This window comes from Streptomyces sp. NPDC049837, from assembly GCF_040674455.1.
In the GTDB taxonomy this organism is placed as follows: domain Bacteria; phylum Actinomycetota; class Actinomycetes; order Streptomycetales; family Streptomycetaceae; genus Streptomyces.
In genome coordinates, this window is record NZ_JBFAMP010000008.1 from 1 (window position 1) to 23,637 (window position 23,637).

Genomic DNA, 23,637 nt, shown 5'->3' on the forward strand with positions numbered 1-23,637 from the left:
AGGAACCTCGACCATCCGAAGATGGACGGGGTATCAACATATCTGGCGTTGACTTTTGGCACGCTGTTGAGTTCTCAAGGAACGGACGCTTCCTTCGTACTCACCCTCTCGGGCTTTCCTCCGGGCGCTTCCCTTCGTTGTTTCCAACCTTACCAGATTCCTTTTCCGTTCCGTTTCCGGTTCGGATTCAGTTTCCGGTGGCCGTTGGAAGGCCTTTGCCCTTTCGGCGCTCCACCACTTTAGACCATTTCCCTTACGACTCATAATCGAGTCGCTGGATTGAATTCCGGACACGCCGGAAGCCGACCCATTCGGGAAGTCGATCTTAGGTGGTGGATGGCTGCTCCTGGGGTGCCTCGAACGGCAGGCCCATCTCTTGCAGCTCGGTAGACGTTAGACGCTTCGGGCCCCCGAGTCAAGTCCGCCTCCGGCGGCGTGGCGTGTGGGCCCGGTACGGGCTCACCGTGGGGTCGCCGTCGATCCAGAAGCGCCAGGGGTGGGTGGCCCCGTCGCCGCCCACTCCCGTGCGGGGGCCGGTGCGGACCTGGTCGGGGTGGACCGGGGTGCCGTGCAGGACGGAGAGGGGGGAAGCCGGGCCGGAGCAGGCGTCGGCGCCGTCGAGGGTGCGGTCGACGTCCAGGGCGGTGGCGAGGCGGGCGGGGCCTTTGGCCAATTCCTTGTCGTATCGGGCCGAGAGTCGGCGTTTGCGGGCGAGCTCCTGGCCGACCCGGACTTCGCCGGCCCGCAGCAGGACACCGCTCGCGGTGCCCTCGGGGCCGCAGACGAGGTTCAGGCAGTGCCACATGCCGTAGGTGAAGTAGACGTAGGCGTGACCGGGCGGGCCGAACATCACGGCGTTGCGGGCGGTGCGGCCACGGTAGGCGTGCGAGCCCGGGTCGGCCTCGCCCGCGTACGCCTCCACCTCGGTGAGGCGGAGCTCGATGGGGCCGTCGTCCGTCATGCGCACGAGGGTGCGGCCGAGGAGGTCCGGGGCGACCTCCAGTACGGGGCGGTCGAAGAAGGCCCGCGGCAGCGGCGTACGGTCGGAGCTCTCGATCATGTCGTACGAGCGTACTGGGAACCGGCCGCGGTCCTTCCGCGTATGCGCGTATGTATAGGGGTCAGGATCAGATCCGGTCCGAAAAGGAGTGAACATGGGGTTCAAGAAGCTGCTGGCGAGCCTGGGCGCGGGGGGCGCGTCCGTGGAGACGGTACTCACGGAGGCGAACGTGGTGCCCGGTGGCGTCGTCCAGGGTGAGGTGCGCATCCAGGGCGGCTCGGTGGATCAGCGGATCGAGGGGCTGTCGGTCGGTCTCCAGGCGCGCGTCGAGGTGGAGGGCGGTGACCAGGAGGTCAAGCAGGACATCGAGTTCACGAAGGTGCGGCTCGGTGGGGCCTTCGAGGTGAAGGCCGGGGCGGTGCACGTGGTGCCGTTCGGCCTGGACATTCCGTGGGAGACGCCGGTCACGACCATCGCCGGGCAGCAGCTCCGCGGGATGGACATCGGTGTGTCGACGGAGCTGGAGATCGCGCGGGCCGTGGACTCCAGTGACCTGGACGCGATCAATGTGCACCCGCTGCCGGCCCAGCAGGCGATCCTGGACGCCTTCATCCAGCTCGGCTTCCGCTTCAAGAGTGCGGACATGGAGCGCGGGCACATCCGGGGGACGCGGCAGCAACTGCCGTTCTACCAGGAGATCGAGTTCCTGCCGCCGCAGCAGTACCGGGGGCTGAACCAGGTCGAGCTGACGTTCGTCGCGGACGAGCACGAGATGGACGTCGTCCTGGAGATGGACAAGAAGCCGGGTCTGTTCAGTGAGGGCAGCGACTCGTACCGGGCGTTCAAGGTGGGGCTGAACGACTTCCAGAACACCGACTGGGCCGCGTACCTCAACCAGTGGCTCGCCGATGTCGGCGGCCGGCGCAACTGGCTCTAGGCTCGTCGGAGCTCATGCCAACCCTTCGAAAGAACAGTGAGACGGAGGTTCTGACGTGACCGTGGCCGAGGAGAAGAGGGCGCCGCTCCCTCACGACTTCCATCCGCAGGTGCCGTCGTTCACCGTGGTGAGCGATGACGTCGCGGCGGGGGCCGTGCTGGCGGACGCGCAGGTCTACGCGAAGGGCAACACCTCGCCGCATCTGCGGTGGGAGGGCTTCCCGGCGGAGACCAAGAGCTTCGCCGTGACGTGCTTCGACCCGGACGCGCCGACCGGGAGCGGGTTCTGGCACTGGGTGCTGTTCGACATCCCGGCGTCGGTCACCGAGTTGCCGGCGGGTGCGGGCAGCGGGAAGTTCGAGGGGCTGCCCGAAGGGGCGGTGCACGTCCGTAACGACTACGGGTCTAAGGACTTCGGCGGGGCGGCTCCGCCGGCGGGCGAGGACCATCGTTACGTCTTCACCGTGTACGCGGTGGACACGGAGAAGCTCGGGCCGGACGCGGACGTGTCGCCGGCCGTGGTCGGGTTCAACCTCCGGTTCCACACGCTGGCGCGTGCTCAGCTCATCGGTCATTACGCGGAACCGGCGGAGAGCTGATCGTTCGCTTTTTGTTTGCCCGCTCCTGGTCTTGGAGAGATCAGGAGCGGGCATCTTTCGTTGCGCACGGATATTGCGTTGTCCAACCCGGCGCGCCCGGCCAGAGTTGATCCCAGCCCAAGGCCCGCCGAACAGGGCCGGGCCGGCACACGGGAGGTGGGCAGGATGCGGGACACGCTGGTACTCAACGCGAGCTTCGAGCCGCTGTCGACGGTGACACTCAACCGTGCGGTGGTGCTTGTGCTTCAGGACAAGGCCGTTGTCGAGCAGGAGCATCCGCGTCTGCGCATGCGGGCTGCCGCCGTGGAACTTCCGGTGCCCCGGGTGATCAGGCTCTGCCGGTACGTCAGGGTGCCGTTCCGAAGACAGGCCCCGTGGTCGCGGAGGGGTGTGCTGGTTCGGGACCAGCACAGGTGCGCGTACTGCGGGAGGCGGGCGACGACCGTGGACCACGTGGTGCCGCGGGCGCAGGGTGGCGGGGACGACTGGCTGAACACGGTGGCGTCCTGCGCGGAGGACAATCACCGCAAAGCGGACCGTACGCCGGAGCAGGCGGGGATGCCGCTGCTGCACCAGCCGTTCATCCCGTCGCCGGCCGACGCGATGCTGCTCGCGCTCGGGGTACGGGGCCGGGAAGAGCTGCCGGAGTGGTTGTCCTCGGCGGCCGCGTGAACCGCGCCGCCGGGTGAACGGCGCCCGGTGAGTGGAAGCCCGTCTCGTCGTCCGACTCGTCGTCGGACCGGGACGGGCTTCTCGTGTGTTCCGGGGTCGTCATTCCCTGGTGGTGAGTTGGACGATCGCGAGGACGCCGACCACGATGATCACCGCGCGTAGCACGGCCGGTGGCAGGCGACGGCCGACCTTGGCGCCGATCTGGCCGCCGATGGTGGAGCCGACGGCGATCAGCAGCACGGCCGTCCAGTCGAAGTGGGCGACGAAGAGGAAGAAGAGCGCGGCGATGGTGTTGACGACTGCCGCGAGGATGTTCTTCGTCGCGTTGAGGCGCTGCAAGGTGTCGTGGAGCAGCATGCCCATGAGGGAGAGGTAGATGATCCCCTGGGCGGCGGTGAAGTAGCCGCCGTAGACGCTGGCGAGGAGGAGGCCGGCGAAGAGGAGTGGGCCGCCGTCGGGGTTGCCGTGGGTGCCTTCGCGGTCGCGGCGGCGCTGGACGGCGCGCGAGATGCGGGGTTGCAGGAGGACCAGCACGAGGGCGAGGCCGACCAGGACCGGGACGATGGTCTCGAAGGCGGCGGCGGGCAGGAGGAGGAGCAGTATGGCTCCGCCGAGGCCTCCGGTGGCGGCGGCGATGCTCAGGCGGAGGATGCGGCGGCGCTGGCCGGTGAGTTCGGCGCGGTAGCCGATGGCGCCGCTGATGGAGCCGGGGATCAGGCCGAGGGCGTTGGAGACGGTGGCGGTGACCGGTGGGAGGCCGGTGGCGACCAGGACCGGGAAGGTGATGAGCGTTCCCGATCCGACGATGGTGTTGATCGTGCCGGCGCCGATGCCTGCGGCGAAGACGGCGAGCATCTCCCAGATCGTCACGCGGTGCCCTCGCCCTTCGTACAGGATCAGTGCTTGCCGGATCGGTGCTTGATGCACTGATCATGCACGAAGGGGTGGGCGTTTCAGTCGACCGGGGGCTCTTCGCGGCGCTGTTGCGGCGGCTGCTTGGCGGCGCCGCCGGTGTTGAAGCCGGGGGTGCCGTTGCCGATGTTGCCGAAGGCGCCGGAGAGGCCCTTGAGGGCGTCGCCGATTTCGCTGGGGACGATCCAGAGCTTGTTGGCGTCGCCTTCGGCGATCTTCGGGAGCATCTGGAGGTACTGGTACGAGAGGAGCTTCTGGTCGGGGTCGCCGGCGTGGATGGCTTCGAAGACCGTGCGGACGGCCTGTGCTTCGCCCTCGGCGCGGAGGGCGGCGGCCTTGGCCTCGCCTTCGGCGCGGAGGATCGCGGACTGCTTCTCACCCTCGGCGGTGAGGATCTGGGACTGCCGGATGCCTTCGGCGGTGAGGATGGCGGCGCGCTTGTCGCGGTCGGCGCGCATCTGCTTCTCCATCGAGTCCTGGATGGAGGTGGGCGGCTCGATGGCCTTGAGCTCGACGCGGTTGACGCGGATGCCCCACTTGCCGGTGGCTTCGTCGAGGACGCCGCGGAGGGCCGCGTTGATCTCCTCGCGGGAGGTGAGGGTGCGCTCCAGGTCCATGCCGCCGATGATGTTGCGGAGGGTCGTGACGGTGAGCTGCTCGATCGCCTGGATGTAGCTGGCGACTTCGTAGGTCGCGGCGCGGGCGTCGGTCACCTGGTAGTAGATGACGGTGTCGATGTTCACGACGAGGTTGTCCTGGGTGATCACCGGCTGGGGCGGGAAGGGGACCACCTGTTCGCGGAGGTCGATCCGGTTGCGGATCGAGTCGATGAACGGGACGACGATGTTCAGCCCCGCGTTGAGGGTGCGGGTGTAGCGGCCGAAGCGCTCGACGATGGCGGCGCTGGCCTGCGGGATGACCTGGATCGTCTTGATCAGGGCGATGAAGACGAGCACCACCAGGATGACCAGGACGATGATGACTGATGGCATCGTGTGTTCCCCGTGCCCTTCGCTGCCGGTTGTCTGCCGGTTCGTTGCCGGTTGGTTCGATGATCGAGTTTCGCAGACGGCGGGCTCTCGCGTGCGCCGTTCGGCGGGAGTTGACCAGGTTGCGGGACCTGACCGCGGGTCACATCACATCACTACGGCGGTCGCGCCGTCGATCTCGACCACGTCGACCTGCTGACCCGGTTCGAATGTCTGGTCGCCGTCGAGGGCGCGGGCGGACCAGACCTCGCCGGCCAGCTTGATGCGGCCGCCGGCGCCGTCGACGCGTTCGAGCACGAGGGCTTGGCGGCCTCTCAAGGCATCGACGTTGGTGGCGAGTTGTGGCCGTCCGTCGCGGTGGCGGGCCGCGATCGGGCGTACCACCGCGATGAGCGCGACGGAGACGGCGGCGAAGACGACCACTTGGGCCACGACGCCGAAGCCGAGGCCCGCGGTGACGGCTCCCGCGATCGCTCCCACGGACAGCATTCCGAATTCCGGCATCGCTGTCAGGACGAGCGGGATGCCGAGTCCCACCGCGCCGATCAGCCACCAGACCCATGCGTCGATGTCCACGTGGTCATGGTAGGACCGGGAATCGGTTCGCGGACAGGGCGCGGGCGCCGCGTTACGACAAGGGAAGGCCCTGGGCCGTGTAGCGGTCGCCGACGCGCTCGACGACGAGCGGCAGGCCGAAGCAGTGCGAGAGGTTGCGGGAGGTCAGTTCCGTCTCGACCGGCCCGGCGGCGAGCACCTTGCCCTGACGGATCATCAGGACATGGGTGAAGCCCGGCGGGATTTCCTCGACGTGGTGGGTGACCATGACCATCGAGGGGGCGTACGCGTCGCGGGCGAGGCGGCCGAGGCGGCGCACCAGGTCCTCACGGCCGCCGAGGTCGAGGCCGGCGGCCGGCTCGTCGAGGAGGAGCAGCTCGGGGTCGGTCATCATCGCGCGGGCGATCAGGGTGCGCTTGCGCTCGCCTTCGGAGAGGGTGCCGAAGGTGCGGTCCAGGAACTCGGTCATGCCGAGGCGGTCGAGGAAGGCGCGGGCGCGGTCCTCGTCGACGGCGTCGTAGTTCTCGTGCCAGGTCGCGGTCATGCCGTACGCGGCGGTGAGCACGGTCTGGAGGACGGTCTGGCGCTTGGGCAGCTTGTCGGCCATGGCGATACCCGCCATGCCGATGCGCGGGCGCAGTTCGAAGACGTCGACCTTGCCGAGCTGGTCGCCCAGGATGCGGGCGGTGCCGGTGCTCGGGAAGAGGTAGCTGGACGCGACGTTGAGAAGGGTGGTCTTGCCGGCGCCGTTGGGGCCGAGGATGACCCAGCGCTCGCCCTCCTTGACCGACCAGGAGACGTCGTCCACCAGAGCGCGTCCGTCGCGGACCACGGATACGTCCACCAGCTCCAGTACATCGCTCATGAGCGCGTTGTCTCCCCTATGCGGTCGAGTCTCGTCGTCGCTTGCGCCTGTGGGCGAAGCTCCCAGGGGAAAACCTACGCCACCGGTGGCGGGAGCCGGTCGTTAGGTCTCCCCTGTCGGGTTCTCCCCTGTCGTTCTGCCCTGTCTGCTCGGTCCGGTTCGGGGCACGGTGTCCCGGTGGCAGTGCCTAGGGTGGGGGAATGCTTTCGGAACCACGTTCAGGACGGTTGGCCGCATGGGGGAACGCCCTGCTGGCCGGGTTGGTGTCGCCGGATGAGGCCGTGCTCGCGATCGTCGGGGACGACGCCGTGCACCGGGTGGAGGGCCTGCCGGGCGAGGAGGGGCCGGTCGGTTTGACTCTGGCGCTGGGGCGGCTGCGGGCGCTGGGCGTCAAGGGATGGCGGGTGGCGCTGCCGGCGCCGGGGCATCCGCTGGGGCTGAGCGGCCCGCCGGAATTCAACGCGCGGGCGCTGGAGGCCGAGGAGGCGGTCGTCGGGTACGGGGCCGGTTTCGGCCTGGTGCCGGAGGTGTACGAGGCGGGGCCGGAGCCCGGGGACCTGCATGTGGAGGTCCTGTGGCACTGCCTGCCCGTGCGGGAGGCGCCGCCGGCGGACGTGCCGTCGCTCGGCGAGGCGGAGCGGGAGCTGGCCGAGGCGCTGCGGGACGCGACGGTGGTGCTGACGCGGCTGGACGTGGCGGCGTCGGGGCCGGTGGCGGAGGCGGCGCTGGACGCGTACCGGGCGCGGGCGGAGGCCGGGCGCCAGGTGCTGGCGCCGGGGTATCCGCCGCGGGCGGTGCGCGTCCTGGAGCTGGCCCAGCGGGTGGGGCTGCTGGTCTCGCTGGCCTATTCGCCGGCCTACGGGTCGGGCGGCGCGCACGGCGGGGCGGTGAGCGCGTCGGAAATGGCAGCCCGGGCGGAGGCCCTGCGCCCGGTGGAACGCGTGGCCAGGCGGGCCCAGGTGGCGGCGTTCAACGCGTGGGTGGAGGAACGCGAGCGGGGGTGAGCGGATGGGGGTGGGCGGGGCGAGGACGCCCCGCCCTTCGGGGCATGGGGGGTGGGGCGGCCGTGGTGGGGACGGCGCGCCCTTCGGGGCCCGGGCATGGGGGTGGCCGGTAGGGGTGGGGGTGAGCGGCGCGCAGCCAGCGAGCGGCGCCGGGCTGGGGCGGTGTGTGTCGAGTCGCCCCGTACCTTCGCTGCCCGGGCATAGGGGGTGACCGGGAGAGGGGGCGAGCTGAGCGGATCCGGGCCCGGTAGCTGGGCTGGGGTGAGCGGCGCGGGTGGGGTCGGCGTCCGGGCGGGCCGGTGGCCGGGGCCGTTGGGTGGTGGCCGGGATTGTGGGGGAAGGGGTCGGCCCCCAGGCGGGGCTGGGGGCCGGGGGGAGTCGTTCGGCCGTCAGTGGTTGACGGCGGTGTTGCCGAAGGCCGGGTTCAGCAGGCCGATCACGTTGACGCTGTTGCCCGAGACGTTCACCGGGACGTGAACGGGGACCTGCACCAGGTTGCCGGAGCCGACACCGGGCGAGTGGACGGCGGCGCCGTCCGCGTGCGCACCACCGGTGGCGGAGGCGGCGCCCGCGGCGGCGGCCACGAGTCCACCGGCGACCATGGTGACGGCAGCGGCCTTCTTCAGGTTCTTCACTTCGGAAATCCTCCGTTGACTATCGCTGCGGCGATCACCGCAGCACGCCATGGAGAACGCCCACCCGGCGCTCGGGTTGCGCCGAGTGGGTGACATACACCCGACGGTATGAATCTCGTACCGGTGAGGGGCCTCGGATTGACTCGGTCAGCCCGTCAGGCCGTGGCGGACCGCCCAGAGCGCGGCCTGGGTGCGGTCGGCGAGGTCGAGCTTCATCAGGATGTTGGAGACGTGCGTCTTGACGGTCTTCTCGGAGAGGACCAGCGCCCGGGCGATCTCGCGGTTGGAGCGGCCGTCGGCGATCAGGCCGAGGACCTCCCGCTCCCGGTCGGTCAGGGTGCCGCCCCGGCCCGTACCGCCGTTGGTGTCCTCCTGGGAGAGGAGCGCCACGGCCACCTCCGGCTGGAGCAGGACGTGCCCGGCGTGTACGGAGCGGATGGCGCCGGCCAGCGCGTCCGGGTCGACGTCCTTGTACACGTATCCCGACGCGCCCGCCCGCAGTGCGGGGATGACCGTGCGCTGCTCGGTGAAGCTGGTGACGATCAGCACCTTGGCCGGGTTGCCCAGCTCGCGGAGCTTGCGCAGCGCCTCGATGCCGTCCATGCCGGGCATCTTCACGTCCATGAGGACGACGTCGGGGCGGAGCTCCTCGGCGCGGGCCACGCCCTCGGCACCGTCGGCCGCCTCCCCCACCACCTCGATGTCGTCCTGGACCTCCAGGAAGGTGCGCAGTCCGCGGCGGACCACCTGGTGGTCGTCGACCAGCAGGACGCGGATGGTCTTGTCAGCCACCGGGGACCTCCATCTCGATCGTGGTGCCCTTGCCGGGCGCGGACTGGACGGTGAGCTTTCCGCCGACGCCGCCCGCCCGGTCCCGCATGGAGACCAGGCCGAGGTGCCGGCCGGCCCGGCGGACCGAGCGCGGTTCGAAGCCCTTGCCGTTGTCGGTGACGCTGAGGAGGGCGCCCTGGCCGCGCCGTACGAGGGAGACGGCCACGTGGTCGGCCCCGGAGTGGCGCAGGGCGTTGTGCAGCGCCTCCTGGGCGACCCGGAGCATGGCCTCCTCCTGGGCGGCGGGCAGGGCCCGTACGCCGGAGCTGTCGAAGGTCACGTGGGCGGTGTGGGCGCGGTCCAGGACCTGTATCTGTGTACGGAGGGTGTGGACGAGGCCGTCCTCGTCGAGCGCGGCGGGCCGCAGCTCGACGACGGCGGCGCGCAGCTCGTCCGCGGCCTCGGCGGCGAGCACGGCGACCTGCTGGAGCTCCCCCTTGGCGCGGGACGGGTCGCGGTCGACGAGGGCGGCGGCGGCCTGGGCGGTGAGGCGCAGTGAGAACAGCTTCTGGCTGACCGCGTCGTGCAGCTCGTGGGCGAGGCGCGAGCGCTCCTCGGCGATGGTGAGCTCGCGGCTGCGCTCGTACAGCCGGGCGTTGGTGAGGGCTATCGCGGCGTGCTGGGCGAGGATGCCGAGGAGCTCCTCGTCGTCCTCGGTGAAGCCGCAGCCGCCCTCGGGGACCGGGCCATCGGGGCAGCGCTTGTTGGCGAGGAACAGCGCGCCGATCGTCTCGTCGCCGTCCCGGATGGGCAGGCCCAGGAAGTCGGACATGTCGGGGTGGGCGGAGGGCCATCCCTCGAAGCGGGGGTCCTTGCGGACGTCGGCGAGGCGCTCGGTCTTCGCCTCGTGAAGCATCGCCGCGAGGATGCCGTGCTGGCGGGGCAGCGGGCCGATCGCCTTCCACTGCTCCTCGCTGACGCCGTCCACGACGAACTGGGCGAAGCCGCCGTGGTCGTCCGGCACGCCCAGCGCCGCGTACTCGGCGTCGAGCAGCTCACGGGCGGAGGCGACGATCGTCTTGAGGACGTCGCGCACCTCCAGGTGCCGGCTCATCGCGAGCAGGGCGGTGCTGACGGCGGCGAGGCCGGAGCGGGGCGGTCGATCGGTCATGCGTTCACGTTACCGGCGGGGTGTGACAGTCCGTATCGGACCGGGGACGGCGGTCGATTAGGGCGGAAGGCCTAGGCCGAAGTCCCTTGCGGGTCCGGGTCCCGGGGCCGAGGCGGGCGCCGGGGGGCGGGTTCCAGGCTGAGGGCAGTCGACTCGGACAAGGGATGGATGTCATGGCTGTCGCGATCATCACGGGTGCTTCGAAGGGGCTGGGGCGGGCGCTGGCCGCAGGGCTCGCCCGGCAGGGCTGGGATCTGGTGCTGGACGCCAGGACCGCCTCCGTACTGGAGGAGAGCGCGCGGGAGGCGCGGGCGTACGGGACGCGGGTGGTGGCGCTGCCGGGGGACGTCACGGACGAGTGGCACCGGGCGGCGCTGGTGGCGGCGGCGCGCGAGCTGGGCGGGCTGGACCTGTTGGTCAGCAATGCGAGCGCGCTGGGGGCCGAGCCTCTCGTACGGCTGGACGCGCTCCCGCTGGAGGGGTTGCGGGCGGCGCTGGAGACGAACGTGGTGGCCGCCCTCGGCCTCGTACAGGAGGCCCTTCCGCTGTTGCGGGCGAGTGGGTCCGGCACGGTGATCGCGCTCAGTTCGGACGCGGCTGCGGAGGCGTACGAGACGTGGGGCGGGTACGGGGCGTCGAAGGCCGCACTGGACCAGCTCGCGGCGGTCCTGGCCGTGGAGGAGCCGGAGCTGCGGGTGTGGGCGGTGGACCCGGGCGACATGCGGACGGACCTGTACCAGGCGGCCGTCCCCCTCGACGACGACTCCGGCCGCCCCAGCCCCGAGTCGGTGGTGCCGGGCTTCCTGCGGCTGCTGGCGGAGCGGCCGGCGAACGGGCGGTTCGCGGCGGCGGCGCTGCTGGGGGTGGACGCGTGAGCGTGCTGGAGGCGCTGCGGGTGCCCGAGGAGCTGTCCGCGCGGGTGCCGGCCGAGCAGCGGGGCGCGGGGCGGGACGACGTACGGCTGCTGGTGTCGCGCGGGACCGAGGTGTCGCACCACGCGTTCCGGGAGCTGCCGGGGCTGCTGCGGGCCGGGGACGTGCTGGTGGTGAACACCTCGCCGACCCTGGCCGCGGCGGTGACCGGGCGGCTCGGCGGGGACACCGTGGTGGTGCACTTCTCCACGCGCGGGGACGACGGGCGGTGGTCGGTGGAGCTGCGGGACCCGGACGGGCGGGGCAGTACGCGGCCCAGGGCCGGTGGGCCGGCGGGAGGGGTGGTGCGGCTGCCCGGTGGGGCGCAGCTCGTGCTGGAGGAGCCGCTGAGCCCGGGGTCGGGGCGGTTGTGGTGGGCTTCCGTCTCGGTGGGTGTGCCGGGGCTGCTGGCCGGGTACGGGCGTCCCATCCGGTACCGGTACACGGAGCGGGACCAGCCGGTGGCCGCGTACCAGACCGTCTTCGCGCGGCCGTCCCGGGACGGCGCGGGTTCCGCGGAGATGCCGAGTGCGGCGCGGCCCTTCACGGCCGGGATGGTGGCGGAGCTGGTGAGCCGGGGCGTGCAGTTCGCGCCGGTGCGGCTGCACGCGGGCGTGGCGTCGGCGGAGGCGCACGAGCCGCCGTACCCGGAGCGGTTCGAGGTGCCGGCGGCCACCGCGTGGCTGGTGGGCGCGGCGCGGGCGGGTGGCGGCCGGATCGTGGCCGTGGGGACGACGGCGGTGCGGGCGCTGGAGTCGGCGGCCGGTGACGACGGTGTCGTGCGCCCGGCCGAGGGCTGGACGGACCTGGTGGTCACGCCGCGGCGTGGGGTGCGCGCCGTGGACGGGCTGCTGACCGGGCTGCACGAGCCGGAGGCCTCGCATCTGCTGATGCTGGAGGCGATCGCGGGGCGGGCGGCGCTGGGCCGTGCGTACGCCGAGGCGCTGAGGCGGCTCTACCTGTGGCACGAGTTCGGCGACGTCCACCTCATCCTGCCGGACGAGGCCGGATGAGGGGCCTCACTGAGCGCATTGCTCGTGCAACAGATGGTGAGACTGTTACGTGCCCGATGTGAGCCCGCACATAGGACCCAGGTCACTTACGAACCGGGCTAGTGGAGGACATAAGTAGCGGATGAGTGCTGGTCCAGCGGGTGCGTGGCGGGTGCGGAGGCGCTCTCCGGCACCCGCTGATCCACTACCCGGCTTCGTACGTCACACCTTTGCCACAGGATTTTGCGGCCGCTAAGAATTGCAGCCGTCGCCCGCCGCAGCAGGCGTAGCGCCGCCCCGGCCAAGCGACGTCCCGCTATTCGAAGAGGTACGACTGCATGTCCGCGTCCAGCACCCGCCGCCCCGGCTTCAGCCGTCTCAAGCAGAACCACAAGCTCTCCCTCGCCGGCATCGCCACGCTGAGCGCCGCCGCGCTCGCGTTCTCCGTCGTTCCGGGCAACGACGCCGCCGCCGAGACCGAGCCGCAGGCTGTCGCCGCCGCTCCCGCTGCCGCTCCGGTCGCGCTGACCCACACGCTGGCCAACACCCAGAGCAAGCCCCTGCACCTCGGCATCACCGAGCAGCAGACCACCATCGAGCTGAAGGCGAAGGCCGACGCCGCCGCCGCGAAGGCGAAGGCCCAGGCCGCCGCTGCCGCCAAGGCCAAGGCCGCCGCCGCGAAGGCGAAGGCCGAGGCCGCCGCGAAGAAGCGCGCCGCCGCCAAGGCCGCCGCGAGCCGCGCCGCCGCCCGCAAGCCGGTGTTCGCCAACAACCTCGACGGCTGGATCCGCGAGGCGCTCTTCATCATGAAGAAGCACAACATCCCGGGTACCTACGAGGGCATCCACCGCAACATCATGCGGGAGTCCAGCGGTAACCCCCGGGCCATCAACAACTGGGACATCAACGCCATCAACGGTGTCCCGTCGAAGGGCCTGCTGCAGGTCATCTACCCGACCTTCAAGGCCTACCACGTGCCGGGCACCAAGTTCGACCAGTACGACCCGGTCGCCAACATCGTCGCCGCCTGCAACTACGCGGCCGACCGTTACGGCTCCATGGACAACGTGAACAGCGCCTACTGAGCCGGTTCACTCATGCCGAAGGGCGGCACCCCGTGCGGGTGCCGCCCTTCGGCGCGTGTGTCCACGCGTACTACTTGCGCATGACCTCGGGCTCGTGGCGGCGCAGCAGGCGCGCCACGATCACGCCGCAGATGGCGCCGAGCGCCAGGAGCGCGCCCATGTCGACCATCCACTGGCCCACCTCGTGGTCCCACAGCGGGTCCGTGTCGGTGGGGTCGTCCTGGTTGGGGAACAGGACGTTGAGCTGCGCGGTCGTTCCGGCGGCGGCGACGGCCCAGCGGGACGGCATCAGGTACGAGAACTCGTTGACGCCGACCTGGCCGTGCAGCGTGAACAGGCAGCCGGTGAAGACGACCTGGATGATCGCGAACATCACCAGCAGCGGCATCGTCTTCTCGGCGGTCTTCACCAGCGAGGAGATGATCAGGCCGAACATCATCGAGGTGAAGCCGAGCGCCATGATCGGCAGGCTCAGTTCGAGCCGTACCAGGGAGGAGCCGAAGAGCAGGCCCTCGTCCGGCACGTCACGCATACCGAAGCCGATGCCGCCGATGATCGCGCCCTGGATGATCGTGATCAGACCGAGGACGATCACCTTCGACATGAGGTACGCCGAACGTGACAGGCCCGTGGCCCGTTCCCGTTCGTAGATGACCCGTTCCTTGATCAGTTCTCGTACGGAGTTGGCGGCACCGGCGAAGCAGGCGCCCACCGCGAGGATCAGCAGGATCGTCGCCGCGCTGCCGTTCGGGCCGCGCGGGCTGGGCCGGAGCCCGTAGTTCGAGCTGATCAGCGTGGAGACCACACCGAGAACGGCCGGCAGGATCACCATCAGGGCCATGAAGCCCTTGTCGGAGGCGATGACCGAGAGGTAGCGGCGGATCAGGGTCCAGAGCTGCGCGCCCCAGCCCTGCGGCTTGGGCGGCCGCATCGCGTGGGCCGACGGCATCTCCACCACCTGCGGGGCGACGGCGTCGAGGTCCGCGGCGTACATCTGGTAGTGCTGCGAGCCCTTCCAGCGGCCCGCCCAGTCGTAGTCGCGGTAGTTCTCGAACGCGGAGAAGACGTCCGCCCAGGTGTCGTAGCCGAAGAAGTTGAGCGCCTCCTCCGGCGGGCCGAAGTAGGCCACCGAGCCGCCGGGCGCCATGACCAGCAGCTTGTCGCAGAGCGCGAGCTCGGCGACGGAGTGGGTGACGACGAGGACCGTACGGCCGTCGTCGGCCAGCCCGCGCAGCAACTGCATGACGTCGCGGTCCATGCCCGGGTCGAGGCCGGAGGTCGGCTCGTCCAGGAAGATCAGCGACGGCTTCGTCAGCAGCTCCAGCGCGACGGAGACGCGCTTGCGCTGGCCGCCGGAGAGCGCGGTGATCTTCTTGGTCTTGTGGATGTCGAGCTTGAGCTCCCGCAGGACCTCGTCGATCCGCGCCTCGCGCTCCTGCTCGGTGGTGTCCGCGGGGAAGCGGAGCTTCGCGGCGTACTTGAGCGCGGTGCGGACGGTCAGCTCCTTGTGCAGGATGTCGTCCTGCGGGACCAGACCGATGCGCTGGCGGAGCTCGGCGAACTGCTTGTACAGGTTCCGGTTGTCGTAGAGGACGTCGCCCTGGTTGGCGGGGCGGTAGCCGGTGAGCGCCTTCAGCAGGGTCGACTTGCCGGAGCCGGACGGGCCGATGACCGCGATCAGCGACTTCTCCGGAACGCCGAAGGAGACGTCCTTCAGGATCTGCTTGCCGCCGTCGACCGTGACGGTGAGGTGGCGGGCCGAGAAGGAGACCTCACCGGTGTCGACGAACTCCTCGAGCCGGTCGCCGACGAGCCGGAACGTCGAGTGACCGACGCCGACGATGTCGTTCGGGCCGATGAGCGCGGAGCCGGACTTGGCGAGCGGCTGACCGTTGACGTACGTACCGTTGTGCGAGCCGAGGTCGCGGATCTCGAACCGGCCGTCGGGCGTGGCGTGGAACTCGGCGTGGTGGCGCGAGACCTGGAGGTCGGAGACGACCAGTTCGTTCTCGAGCGCACGACCGATGCGCATGACGCGGCCCAGCGCCACCTGGTGGAAGGTGGTGGGGCTGCGCTCGGCGTGGACGGGCGGGACCGCCGCGGCGCTGCCGCCGCCCTGGCCCGGCGCCTTCTGCGCGAACTGCTCGACAGGGCCGCCGGGGTGACCGGCGGGCCCGGGCGGCTGGTGCGGGACGTGCGGCTGGGCTTGCGGCTGGCCCTGGTGCGGCTGGCCCTGGGCCGGTGCCTGTGCCGGTACCTGCGCGTTTGCCTGGTGCGGGTACTGAGGCTGTGGCTGCTGCTGGGGCTGTGGCTGCTGGGGCCAGCCCTGCTGCTGGGGCTGCTGGTGCGGGGCGGCGGCCGGGGCCTGGCCCTGGGCCTGCTGCTGCCAGGCCTGCTGCGGCGCGGCCGACTGGGCGTGCGCCTGGGCCTGCGGGGCTGCGGCCTGCGCGCTGTACGCGCCGGCGCCCGCCGCGGCGTCGGTCAGGCTCAGCCGGGGACCGTCGGTCGCGTTGCCGAGGTGCACGGCAGAGCCGGGGGCGATCTCCATCTGGTGGATCCGCTGGCCCTGCACATACGTGCCGTTGGTGGAGCCGTGGTCTTCGATGACCCAACTGCGGCCGTTCCAGCTCACCGTGGCATGCCGCCACGAAACCCTGGCGTCGTCGATCACCAGGTCGCCCTGCGGATCACGTCCGAGGGTGTACGGCCTGGACGGATCGAGAGTCCAGGTCCTTCCGTTCAATTCCAGTACGAGTTCCGGCACTCCATGCCCCACTACTTGTCCCCCGAGTTCCCCCCGTGGCAGGGAGTCTAGGGATGGCGAACATCGGGGGGAACTATTTCAGGCCCGGTGCCGGAATCGAAAGTCGGGCGGTGTGAAGACAGCGCGCAGGCACTGCGGCGCCCCGCATCCGCGTGCCGTTGACTCCGGAGAAATGCACCCGGAGAGTGTTAAGCACCCATGAGTGCGTACGGATCATGCGCGAATGGGACAACTCGGTACGGATCGCGGGTCCTTCGGGGGGTCCTGATGTACGAGGACGGCGGTGGCGGAGGCATCCGGTGGGGTGATGTGATCCTGGCCTCGATCGCCGCCGTGAGCTGGGCGCTGGTTGCCATGACGGGCGTCGCGGCGCTCGGTCTGCACCTGCTTGGGGCGGATACGTGGGATACGGCGGTTACGACGCATTGGCTGAGGGGTGCGGTGGCCGTCGTCGTGCTGGGGGTGGGCGGTTCCGTGACGCCATGGGCCGAGGTGTCCGTGTCCGGGCTGGAAGGCGCGGCGGCCGAGTCGGCCATCGACTTCACGCCACTGGGGGTGGGCCTGGTGGGGGCGCTGCCGCTGTCGTACGTCTTCCTGCGGTCGTTGCGGGCCGCGGCGGGGCCGGCGTATGTGCCGGGGGCTGAACTCGCCGCCCGGGTGGGGGTGTTGGCCGGACTCTTCGTGGCGGCGGTGGGCGGGTTGGCGTGGTTGGGCCAGGACATCGGCGGGGTTTCGGTCCTGCCTGTGGAGGCGCCGGTCGGTTTCCGGGTGGACACGGCGGACTCGTTGACAGGTGCGCTCTTCTGGGTGCTGGGTGTGGTGACGCTCGCCCTGCTCGCGTCGTCCCGCGCGCCGCTGCCGCCCGGGCGCGGCTGGGACGCGGTACGGCGTGTGGTGCGGCCCGCCGTCTCCGCACTGGTGACGGTCGCGGTGGTGGCGGTGGCCGCGGGGTGGGCGGCGGCGGGGTACGCGGCGGTCGGCGACGAGCATCCGGGGCGGGTGGTGGGCGCCGCGCTGCTCGGCGCGCCGAACGGGGTGTGGCTCGGGGTCGCCGTCGGGCTCTTCGTGCCCTGGGAGGGGCGGGCGTCCGGCGGCTTGGCGGGGGCGTTGCCGGATCCCTTGGGCGAGCTGATGCGGGTGTCGTCCGGCGAGGCCGTGACGGTCGGGCGGCTGGCCGAACTGGACCGGGGCGTGTGGCTGTTGGTGGTCGCGGCGGGGCTGCTGATGCTGGGCGCGGGTCTGCTCACCGCGGTGCGCACGGCGCGGGGCGGGCTCGGGGCGGTGGCCTTCGCGGGGCGGTGCGCGGTGCGGCTGGGGGCGGTGACGGCGGTGGCGCTGCCGCTGGTGGTGTGGCTGGCGGGGGTGTCGGCGAGCGCGTCGCTGTCGGTGCTGGGGGTCGGGCTGGGGGGTGTCACCGGTGCTGGTGGGGTGGGCGGGGGCGTGGAGCTGCGGGGCGACGGGGCCATGGCGCTGCTGCTGGGTGCGGGGTGGGGTGCGGTGGCGGGCGGCGCCGGGGCGCTGCTGGCGCATGGGGCGGGCGTGGCGGGGCGCGGGGCGCGGTTGCCCGCGGCGGCCCGGGCGGTTCCGGTGCCGTGGTGGGGGCCCGGGGCACCCGGCGTGCCGGGGCCGTACACACCGTCGGTGCCGTACCGGCCGCCGAATCCGGACACGAACCCGTATCTGCGGCTACCGGGCCCCGGCGCCCTGCCGGACGGGCGGGCGGAGGGGTGGCCGGAGGGATGGCCTGAGCAGGGGCCGGAGCAGGGACCGGAGCAGGGGCCGGAGCAGGGGCGCCCGGGCGGATGAGGCGGCGCGGGGCACTTCCCGGCCACTGATGGTGTCCGCTGGTCGGGACGGGGCGCGCCCCGGACTCCCGGGGCCGATACGGTGGGGGGACCATGAGCGCATCGCAGACCTCTGACGTTCCCACCCTTCTCGTCAAGATCTTCGGGAAGGACCGCCCCGGGATCACCGCCGGGCTGTTCGACACCCTGGCCGCCTTCTCGGTCGACGTCGTCGACATCGAGCAGGTCGTCACCCGTGGGCGCATCGTCCTGTGCGCGCTCGTCACGGAGCCCACCGTGAGCACCGAGGGGGAGCTGCGGGCGACCGTGCACAGTTGGGCCGAGTCCCTGAAGCTCCAGGCGGAGATCATCTCCGGTACGGGCGACAACCGGCCGCGCGGCTCGGGGCGCTCGCACGTCACCGTGCTGGGGCACCCGCTGACGGCCGAGGACACGGCGGCCATAGCGGCCACGATCACCGGGACGGGCGGCAACATCGACCGTATCTTCCGGCTGGCGAAGTACCCGGTGACGGCCGTGGAGTTCGCGGTGTCGGGTACGGAGACGGAGCCCCTGCGCACCGCGCTGGCCACCCAGGCCCATGAGATCGGCGTGGACGTGGCGGTGGTGTCGGCGGGGCTGCACCGCAGGGCTCAGCGGCTGGTCGTCATGGACGTGGATTCGACGCTGATCCAGGACGAGGTGATCGAGCTCTTCGCGGCGCACGCCGGCTGCGAGGAGCAGGTCGCCGAGGTGACGGCGCGGGCGATGCGCGGCGAGCTGGACTTCGAGCAGTCGCTGCACGCGCGCGTGGCGCTGCTCGCCGGGCTGGACGAGTCGGTCGTGGACAAGGTGCGGGCCGAGGTCAGGCTGACGTCGGGCGCGCGCACACTGATCCGGACGCTCAAGCGGCTCGGGTACCAGGTCGGTGTGGTGTCGGGCGGCTTCACCCAGGTCACGGACGACCTGAAGGTCCGGCTGGGGCTGGATTTCGCGTCGGCCAACACGCTGGAGATCGTGGACGGCAAGCTGACGGGACGGGTGACCGGCGAGATCGTCGACCGGGCGGGGAAGGCGCGGCTGCTGCGCCGGTTCGCCGCCGAGGCGGGCGTACCGCTCTCCCAGACGGTGGCGATCGGCGACGGCGCCAACGATCTGGACATGCTGAACACGGCCGGTCTGGGCGTGGCCTTCAATGCCAAGCCGGTGGTGCGCAAGGCGGCGCACACGGCGGTGAACGTGCCGTTCCTTGACACGGTGCTGTACCTGCTGGGCATCACCCGCGAAGAGGTCGAGGCGGCGGACGCCGGGCAGGCCTAGCGGCCGACAGGCGCCGGCCTACAGGCGCTACGGACGGACCTGACCGGCTGGACCGGACGGCCGGGTGGACCGGACGGGCCGGGAAGACCGAATGGCCGGGAAGACCGGAAAGGCCCGGACGCCCCTTGGCGTCCGGGCCTTCGCCCGCGCAAGGGCACGGGTCAGTCGTGGGGCGCCCAGTAGCTCAGCAGCCGGCCCACGCCGTGCTCCACGGACTTCCACGAGCCGCTGAAGCCGACGACGGCGAAGGCGGAGGTCGGGAAGGCGCTCCGGTTCATCCGGGCGAGGGCGTCGCCGTCGGCCTGGCCGGCGAGGGCGTCGGCGACGGCGTGCATGCCGGGGTTGTGGCCGATGACGAGAAGGTCGTTCACGTCCTCGGGGGTTTCGTTGAGCAGCGCGAGAATCTCGCCGAGCGAGGCTTCGTAGAGCCGCTCCTCGTACACGGTCTTGGGCCGCTGGGGCAGCTCCTGCACCGCCAGCTTCCAGGTCTCGCGGGTCCTGGCCGCGGTCGAGCACAGGGCCAGATCGAAGGTGATGCCGGTCTCGGCGAGACGGCGGCCGGCCACGGGGGCGTCCTTGCGGCCTCGCTCGGCGAGGGGCCGCTCGTGGTCGGACACCTGGGGCCAGTCGGCCTTCGCATGCCGGAGTAGCACGATCCTGCGGGGTGTATCGACGCTCATGGTCCCCAGCTTCGCACGAAACACGCCAGGGAGCGGTGGGTGTTGGCGAGCTCGGCCCCTAGCGCGCGAGCGTGTGCTGGATCTGCTCGACGATCCGGGCGACCGCCGGGTCACCACCCGCCGCATGCGCCTCAGCACCCCCGGCTATCAGGGCGAAGAGGACGGCGAACGCGAGCACGGGCAGTGCCACGCCCCACCACGGCAGCCGGGTGCCGGCGCCGCCGCTGCCGCTGGTGGCGTGCGTCCATCGCTGGTGCGTACGGGCCGACATGGCCGCCTCCGTGAGTGGGTCCGTGATGCCGAGGTCGAGGTGACATCAACGCTACGGATCATGGGTCGCCGGGCCCATCCGGCAAGCCACCCACTTGACCCTGAGCCTGACCCCCTAGGGGATGGTGGGGCCAGCCCCACCATCCCGCCGGGACACGGCCCACCGGCCCACCGGCCCACCGGCTCACCGGCTCACCGGCTCACGGCGAGGCGATGCTCGCGATGATGCCGATGACCACGCCGATCGCCAGCATCGTGCCGACCACGATGAGGAGCTTCTTCTGGCCGTTCTGGGGGTTCGGGTCGAGCACAGGTTGCATGGGCCCAGTCTCGCATCTCAGGTTTCGTCCTCGATGGTCCGGTCCCGGCCGGCGATGACCCCGACGATCATCTGCGGCACCATCAGCCCCGCCATCAGCGTGAGCGGGGTCTCCCAGCCGCCGGTGTGCTCGTAGAGGGCGCCGATCAGGATCGGTCCGGGGATGGAGATCAGATAGCCGACGCTCTGGGCGAAGGCGGAGAGGCGTACGACACCGCCGCTGGTCCGCGAGCGCATGCCGATCATGGTGAGGGCGAGCGGGAAGGCGCAGTTGGAGACGCCGAGCAGGAGCGCCCAGGCCCACGCTCCGGCCGCGGGGGCGAAGTGGAGGCCGGCGTAACCGCTCAGTCCGCACAGGCCGAGGGCGACGACGATGGGGCCCTGGTTCTTCATGCGGGTGGCCAGCCGGGGGATGACGAAGGCGAGCGGCACGCCCATCACCATGGTCACGGCGAGCAGCACTCCGGCGGTACCGGCGGAGACCCCGGCGTCGCGGAAGATCTGCGGCATCCAGCCCATGGTGATGTAAGCGCCGGTGGCCTGGATCCCGAAGAAGCAGCCGAGCGCCCATGCGGTGCGGCTCCGAGTGATCCGCCGGGCGGGCGCCCCCTGGCCGCCCGTGCCGTCCGCGCCCGTAGCGTCCGTCGCGCCCGTGGCGCCCCCGGCGCCCCCGGCGCCCCCGGCGGGAGTCTCCGTCGCGCCGCGGCCCCGGTCGCGGACGAGCGGGAGCCAGGCCGCCACCGCCAGGGCGCCGAGGACCGCCCAGACGGCCAGGCCGGTGCGCCAGTTGCCGCCGAGGGCGTCGGTGACGGGGACGGTCGCGGCGGCCGCGAGGGAGGTGCCGAGGGCGAGGGCCATGGAGTACAGGCCCGTCATGGTGCCCACGCGGTCGGGGAAGTACCGCTTGACGATCACCGGCATGAGGACGTTGCTGACGGCTATGCCCATCAGCGCGAGGGCGCTGGCGGCCAGGAAGGCGGCGGTGCCGCCCGTGAAGGGCCGGATGACCAGGCCGGCCGTGATGGCGGCCATGCCCGCGAAGACGATGGCGCCGGGGCCGAAGCGGCGGGCGAGCCGGGGCGCGGTGATGCCGAAGACCGCGAAGCAGAGCGGCGGTACGGAGGTGAGGACGCCGGCGACGCCGCCGCTCATGTGGAGGCCTTCGCGTACCTCTTCGAGGAGGGCGCCGAGGCTGGTGATGGCGGGCCGGAGGTTGAGCGCCGCGAGGACCAGGCCGACGATCAGGAGCCGGGTGAGCCAGACCGGCAGCGCGGGCTGTGGCGGAGCCTCGGAGGGGGTAGGTGCGGGGGTGCGGGGCGGGAGGGTCTCGGTCTGCGGCTCGTCGGACATGGATCCATCATAGAATCATGGGATGATTGGCTGTCCAATCCTCCTCTCCGAGGCCTCTTCGAAGGAGCCAGGGAACACCATGGCGCTCAGCTCCCCCCGCCGATCCGCGCTCTCCGACCAGGTGATCGCCGAGCTACGGAACCAGATCACCTCGGGCGAGTGGCCGGTCGGCTCCCGGATCCCCACCGAGCCGGAGCTGGTGGAGCAGTTGGGCGTGGCCCGCAACACGGTTCGTGAGGCGGTCCGGGCGCTCGCCCACAACGGCCTGCTGGACATCCGCCAGGGCTCGGGCACGTACGTCATCGCGACCAGCGAGCTGGCCGGGGTGATGCACCGGCGGTTCGCGTCCGCCGACCCCCGGCACATCGCCGAGCTGCGCTCCACGCTGGAGTCGTCGGCCGCCCGGCTGGCCGCCGAGCGGCGTACGGAGCGGGACATGAAGCAGTTGGACGCCCTGCTGGCCCGGCGCGAGGAGGCCTGGGCGGCGGGCGACGCGGAGCGGTTCGTCGCGGCCGACGCGACGTTCCACCTGGCCGTGGTCGCCGCCTCGCACAACGAGGTCATGACCGAGCTCTACGCCGACCTGGGCCACCTGCTGCGGGACTGGCTGCGCGACGACGTGGGCCAGGAGCTGCGGCCGGAGAACCACATGGACCACGGCCGGCTGGTCGAGGCGATCCGCGCCGGGGACGCGGACGCGGCGGCCACCGAGGCGGCCGGGTACCCGTTCGTGTGCCTCAGCGGCGATCGGGCACCGGCTGGTGGCTGATCCAGGCGTCGTCGACCTCTTTCCAGCAGCGCTGGGTCAGCTCGGCATAGGCCGTGGGCCCGACGTCGACGGGCGCGCTGTCGGAGTCGATGTCCCACCACCGGGCGCACTCGACGTGCAGTTGGACGCGGTCCGTGCCCGGATAGGGGTTGTGGCAGTACGCGGTGACGCGGGAGCCCTCGACCGACGTACGGCATGAGGCGACGTACGCGTCCCTCTCGGCGGCGTATGCCTGGGCACTGACGGCGAGGCCCGCCAGCAGGGCCGCGGTGGCGCTCAGGGCCACCGCTCTGCGGTGTTGTGCTCGGCGCTTCGTACGCACAGCCACACCTCCTCCCCGAACAACGGACGCGAATGTCCGTTGTGCACCAGTCTGCCGTGAGATCGGTGACTCTTCGACTTGAGGAGGCTCCGGAGCGTACACGAGTACGAATACGCGCGAACACAGACGAAAGCCGCGCACCACTCCCCCGGAGCGGTGCGCGGCCTCGTGGCCCGGAGGCAGAGAGGGTCAGGCGCCCATGATGTGCACGCCGCCGTCGACGTGGATGATCTCGCCGGTCGTCTTCGGGAAGAAGTCCGACAGCAGCGCGACGATGCCGCGGCCGGCCGGCTCGGGGTCGTTCATGTCCCACTCGAGCGGAGAGCGCTCGTCCCACACCTTCGCCAGCTCGGTGAAGCCCGGGATGGACTTGGCGGCCATCGAACGGAGCGGGCCGGCCGAGATCAGGTTGCAGCGGACGTTCTGCTTGCCGAGGTCACGGGCCAGGTAGCGGCTGGTGGCCTCCAGCGCGGCCTTGGCCGGGCCCATCCAGTCGTACTGCGGCCACGCGAACTGCGCGTCGAAGGTCAGGCCGACGACCGAGCCGCCGTTCTGCATCAGCGGCATGCAGGCCATCGTCAGCGACTTCAGCGAGAACGCCGAGACGTGCATCGCGGTGGCCACCGACTCGAACGGCGTGTTCAGGAAGTTGCCGCCGAGCGCGTCCTGCGGGGCGAAGCCGATGGAGTGGACGACGCCGTCGAGGCCGCCGAGCTCCTCGCGCACCACGTCCTCGACGCGGGCCAAGTGCTCGTCGTTGGTGACGTCCAGCTCGATGACCTTGGCGGGCTTGGGCAGCTTCTTGGCGATGCGCTCGGTCAGCGTGGGCCGGGGGAAGGCCGTCAGGATGATCTCGGCGCCCTGCTCCTGGGCCACCTTGGCGGCGTGGAAGGCGATGGAGGACTCCATCAGCACACCGGTGATCAGGACGCGCTTGCCCTCGAGAATTCCGCTCATGTGAC

The 23,637-nt window shown here is 71.3% G+C and carries 25 protein-coding genes; 10 read left to right on the forward strand and 15 right to left on the reverse strand.

Annotated features, from left to right (window positions below):
• Positions 1–415: 415 nt before the first annotated feature.
• Positions 416–1,060 (reverse strand): DNA-3-methyladenine glycosylase, encoded by a 645-nt coding sequence (locus tag AB0J57_RS21805; protein ID WP_366129925.1) that lies wholly within the window; start codon positions 1,058–1,060, stop codon positions 416–418.
• 94 nt (positions 1,061–1,154) lie between these two features.
• On the opposite strand from AB0J57_RS21805, the gene AB0J57_RS21810 reads away from it, so the two are divergent.
• The 3 genes from AB0J57_RS21810 (at position 1,155) to AB0J57_RS21820 (ending at position 3,207) form a co-directional block, all read left to right on the forward strand.
• Positions 1,155–1,937, forward strand: coding sequence for a sporulation protein (locus tag AB0J57_RS21810; RefSeq protein WP_366129926.1), 783 nt, complete (start codon positions 1,155–1,157; stop codon positions 1,935–1,937).
• Positions 1,938–1,998: 61 nt separating this feature from the next.
• A complete protein-coding gene (locus AB0J57_RS21815) occupies positions 1,999–2,535 on the forward strand; it encodes a YbhB/YbcL family Raf kinase inhibitor-like protein (protein WP_366130250.1) in 537 nt (178 codons plus the stop codon).
• Between the two features lie 165 nt (positions 2,536–2,700).
• Entirely contained in the window at positions 2,701–3,207 is a 507-nt protein-coding gene (locus tag AB0J57_RS21820; RefSeq protein WP_366129927.1) for an HNH endonuclease, read from the forward strand.
• A 99-nt stretch (positions 3,208–3,306) separates the two neighbouring features.
• Here the strand turns inward: AB0J57_RS21820 and AB0J57_RS21825 are convergent, their stop codons facing one another.
• From AB0J57_RS21825 to AB0J57_RS21840, 4 genes are all read right to left on the reverse strand, one after another.
• Entirely contained in the window at positions 3,307–4,077 is a 771-nt protein-coding gene (locus tag AB0J57_RS21825) for a sulfite exporter TauE/SafE family protein (RefSeq protein WP_366129928.1), read from the reverse strand.
• 83 nt (positions 4,078–4,160) lie between these two features.
• Positions 4,161–5,111: an SPFH domain-containing protein gene (locus tag AB0J57_RS21830; RefSeq protein WP_031072403.1), complete on the reverse strand. Its 951-nt coding sequence runs from the start codon at positions 5,109–5,111 to the stop codon at positions 4,161–4,163.
• Between the two features lie 144 nt (positions 5,112–5,255).
• A complete protein-coding gene (locus AB0J57_RS21835; protein ID WP_366129929.1) occupies positions 5,256–5,684 on the reverse strand; it encodes an NfeD family protein in 429 nt (142 codons plus the stop codon).
• 52 nt (positions 5,685–5,736) lie between these two features.
• Entirely contained in the window at positions 5,737–6,528 is a 792-nt protein-coding gene (locus AB0J57_RS21840; RefSeq protein WP_366129930.1) for an ABC transporter ATP-binding protein, read from the reverse strand.
• A 200-nt stretch (positions 6,529–6,728) separates the two neighbouring features.
• Between AB0J57_RS21840 and AB0J57_RS21845 the strand changes: the two genes are divergently transcribed.
• On the forward strand, positions 6,729–7,532 hold the full coding sequence (locus tag AB0J57_RS21845; protein ID WP_366129931.1) for a hypothetical protein: 804 nt from the start codon (positions 6,729–6,731) through the stop codon (positions 7,530–7,532).
• 389 nt (positions 7,533–7,921) lie between these two features.
• Here the strand turns inward: AB0J57_RS21845 and AB0J57_RS21850 are convergent, their stop codons facing one another.
• The 3 genes from AB0J57_RS21850 to AB0J57_RS21860 form a co-directional block, all read right to left on the reverse strand.
• A complete protein-coding gene (locus AB0J57_RS21850; RefSeq protein ID WP_366129932.1) occupies positions 7,922–8,167 on the reverse strand; it encodes a chaplin in 246 nt (81 codons plus the stop codon).
• A 147-nt stretch (positions 8,168–8,314) separates the two neighbouring features.
• A complete protein-coding gene (locus AB0J57_RS21855; protein ID WP_366129933.1) occupies positions 8,315–8,959 on the reverse strand; it encodes a response regulator transcription factor in 645 nt (214 codons plus the stop codon).
• Complete coding sequence (locus AB0J57_RS21860; protein ID WP_366129934.1) at positions 8,952–10,109, reverse strand: GAF domain-containing sensor histidine kinase; 1,158 nt, start codon at positions 10,107–10,109, stop codon at positions 8,952–8,954. Before AB0J57_RS21860 ends, AB0J57_RS21855 begins: the two co-directional genes overlap by 8 nt.
• 173 nt (positions 10,110–10,282) lie before the next feature.
• On the opposite strand from AB0J57_RS21860, the gene AB0J57_RS21865 reads away from it, so the two are divergent.
• The 3 genes from AB0J57_RS21865 (at position 10,283) to AB0J57_RS21875 (ending at position 13,097) form a co-directional block, all read left to right on the forward strand.
• Positions 10,283–10,984: an SDR family oxidoreductase gene (locus tag AB0J57_RS21865; protein ID WP_366129935.1), complete on the forward strand. Its 702-nt coding sequence runs from the start codon at positions 10,283–10,285 to the stop codon at positions 10,982–10,984.
• Positions 10,981–12,033: an S-adenosylmethionine:tRNA ribosyltransferase-isomerase gene (locus tag AB0J57_RS21870; RefSeq protein ID WP_366129936.1), complete on the forward strand. Its 1,053-nt coding sequence runs from the start codon at positions 10,981–10,983 to the stop codon at positions 12,031–12,033. Before AB0J57_RS21865 ends, AB0J57_RS21870 begins: the two co-directional genes overlap by 4 nt.
• Before the next feature lie 317 nt (positions 12,034–12,350).
• On the forward strand, positions 12,351–13,097 hold the full coding sequence (locus tag AB0J57_RS21875) for a transglycosylase SLT domain-containing protein (protein ID WP_366129938.1): 747 nt from the start codon (positions 12,351–12,353) through the stop codon (positions 13,095–13,097).
• Between the two features lie 70 nt (positions 13,098–13,167).
• Here AB0J57_RS21875 and AB0J57_RS21880 read toward each other — a convergent pair whose 3' ends face one another.
• Positions 13,168–15,861, reverse strand: coding sequence for an FHA domain-containing protein (locus AB0J57_RS21880; protein WP_366129939.1), 2,694 nt, complete (start codon positions 15,859–15,861; stop codon positions 13,168–13,170).
• 267 nt (positions 15,862–16,128) lie between these two features.
• On the opposite strand from AB0J57_RS21880, the gene AB0J57_RS21885 reads away from it, so the two are divergent.
• Together AB0J57_RS21885 and serB are read left to right on the forward strand one after the other, a co-directional pair.
• Positions 16,129–17,667 (forward strand): streptophobe family protein, encoded by a 1,539-nt coding sequence (locus tag AB0J57_RS21885; protein ID WP_366129940.1) that lies wholly within the window; start codon positions 16,129–16,131, stop codon positions 17,665–17,667.
• 92 nt (positions 17,668–17,759) lie between these two features.
• Positions 17,760–18,965 (forward strand): phosphoserine phosphatase SerB, encoded by a 1,206-nt coding sequence (serB, locus tag AB0J57_RS21890; RefSeq protein WP_366129942.1) that lies wholly within the window; start codon positions 17,760–17,762, stop codon positions 18,963–18,965.
• Between the two features lie 161 nt (positions 18,966–19,126).
• On the opposite strand, the gene AB0J57_RS21895 is transcribed toward serB, so the two are convergent.
• The 4 genes from AB0J57_RS21895 to AB0J57_RS21910 form a co-directional block, all read right to left on the reverse strand.
• Positions 19,127–19,645: a histidine phosphatase family protein gene (locus AB0J57_RS21895; RefSeq protein ID WP_366129943.1), complete on the reverse strand. Its 519-nt coding sequence runs from the start codon at positions 19,643–19,645 to the stop codon at positions 19,127–19,129.
• Between the two features lie 58 nt (positions 19,646–19,703).
• Positions 19,704–19,916, reverse strand: coding sequence for a hypothetical protein (locus AB0J57_RS21900; protein WP_366129944.1), 213 nt, complete (start codon positions 19,914–19,916; stop codon positions 19,704–19,706).
• A gap of 199 nt (positions 19,917–20,115) precedes the next feature.
• Positions 20,116–20,235 carry an SGM_5486 family transporter-associated protein gene (locus tag AB0J57_RS21905; protein WP_366129945.1) on the reverse strand — a complete coding sequence of 40 codons (120 nt, stop codon included), beginning with the start codon at positions 20,233–20,235 and terminating at the stop codon, positions 20,116–20,118.
• A 17-nt stretch (positions 20,236–20,252) separates the two neighbouring features.
• The gene (locus tag AB0J57_RS21910; protein ID WP_366129946.1) at positions 20,253–21,584 is read right to left on the reverse strand and encodes an MFS transporter; all 1,332 of its coding nucleotides are present in this window, start codon (positions 21,582–21,584) and stop codon (positions 20,253–20,255) included.
• A 79-nt stretch (positions 21,585–21,663) separates the two neighbouring features.
• On the opposite strand from AB0J57_RS21910, the gene AB0J57_RS21915 reads away from it, so the two are divergent.
• Positions 21,664–22,353 carry a FadR/GntR family transcriptional regulator gene (locus AB0J57_RS21915; protein ID WP_366129947.1) on the forward strand — a complete coding sequence of 230 codons (690 nt, stop codon included), beginning with the start codon at positions 21,664–21,666 and terminating at the stop codon, positions 22,351–22,353.
• On the opposite strand, the gene AB0J57_RS21920 is transcribed toward AB0J57_RS21915, so the two are convergent.
• Positions 22,322–22,675, reverse strand: coding sequence for a hypothetical protein (locus AB0J57_RS21920; protein ID WP_366129948.1), 354 nt, complete (start codon positions 22,673–22,675; stop codon positions 22,322–22,324). The genes AB0J57_RS21915 and AB0J57_RS21920 overlap by 32 nt on opposite strands.
• A 189-nt stretch (positions 22,676–22,864) precedes the next feature.
• Entirely contained in the window at positions 22,865–23,632 is a 768-nt protein-coding gene (fabI, locus tag AB0J57_RS21925) for an enoyl-ACP reductase FabI (RefSeq protein WP_366129949.1), read from the reverse strand.
• Positions 23,633–23,637 lie beyond the last annotated feature (5 nt).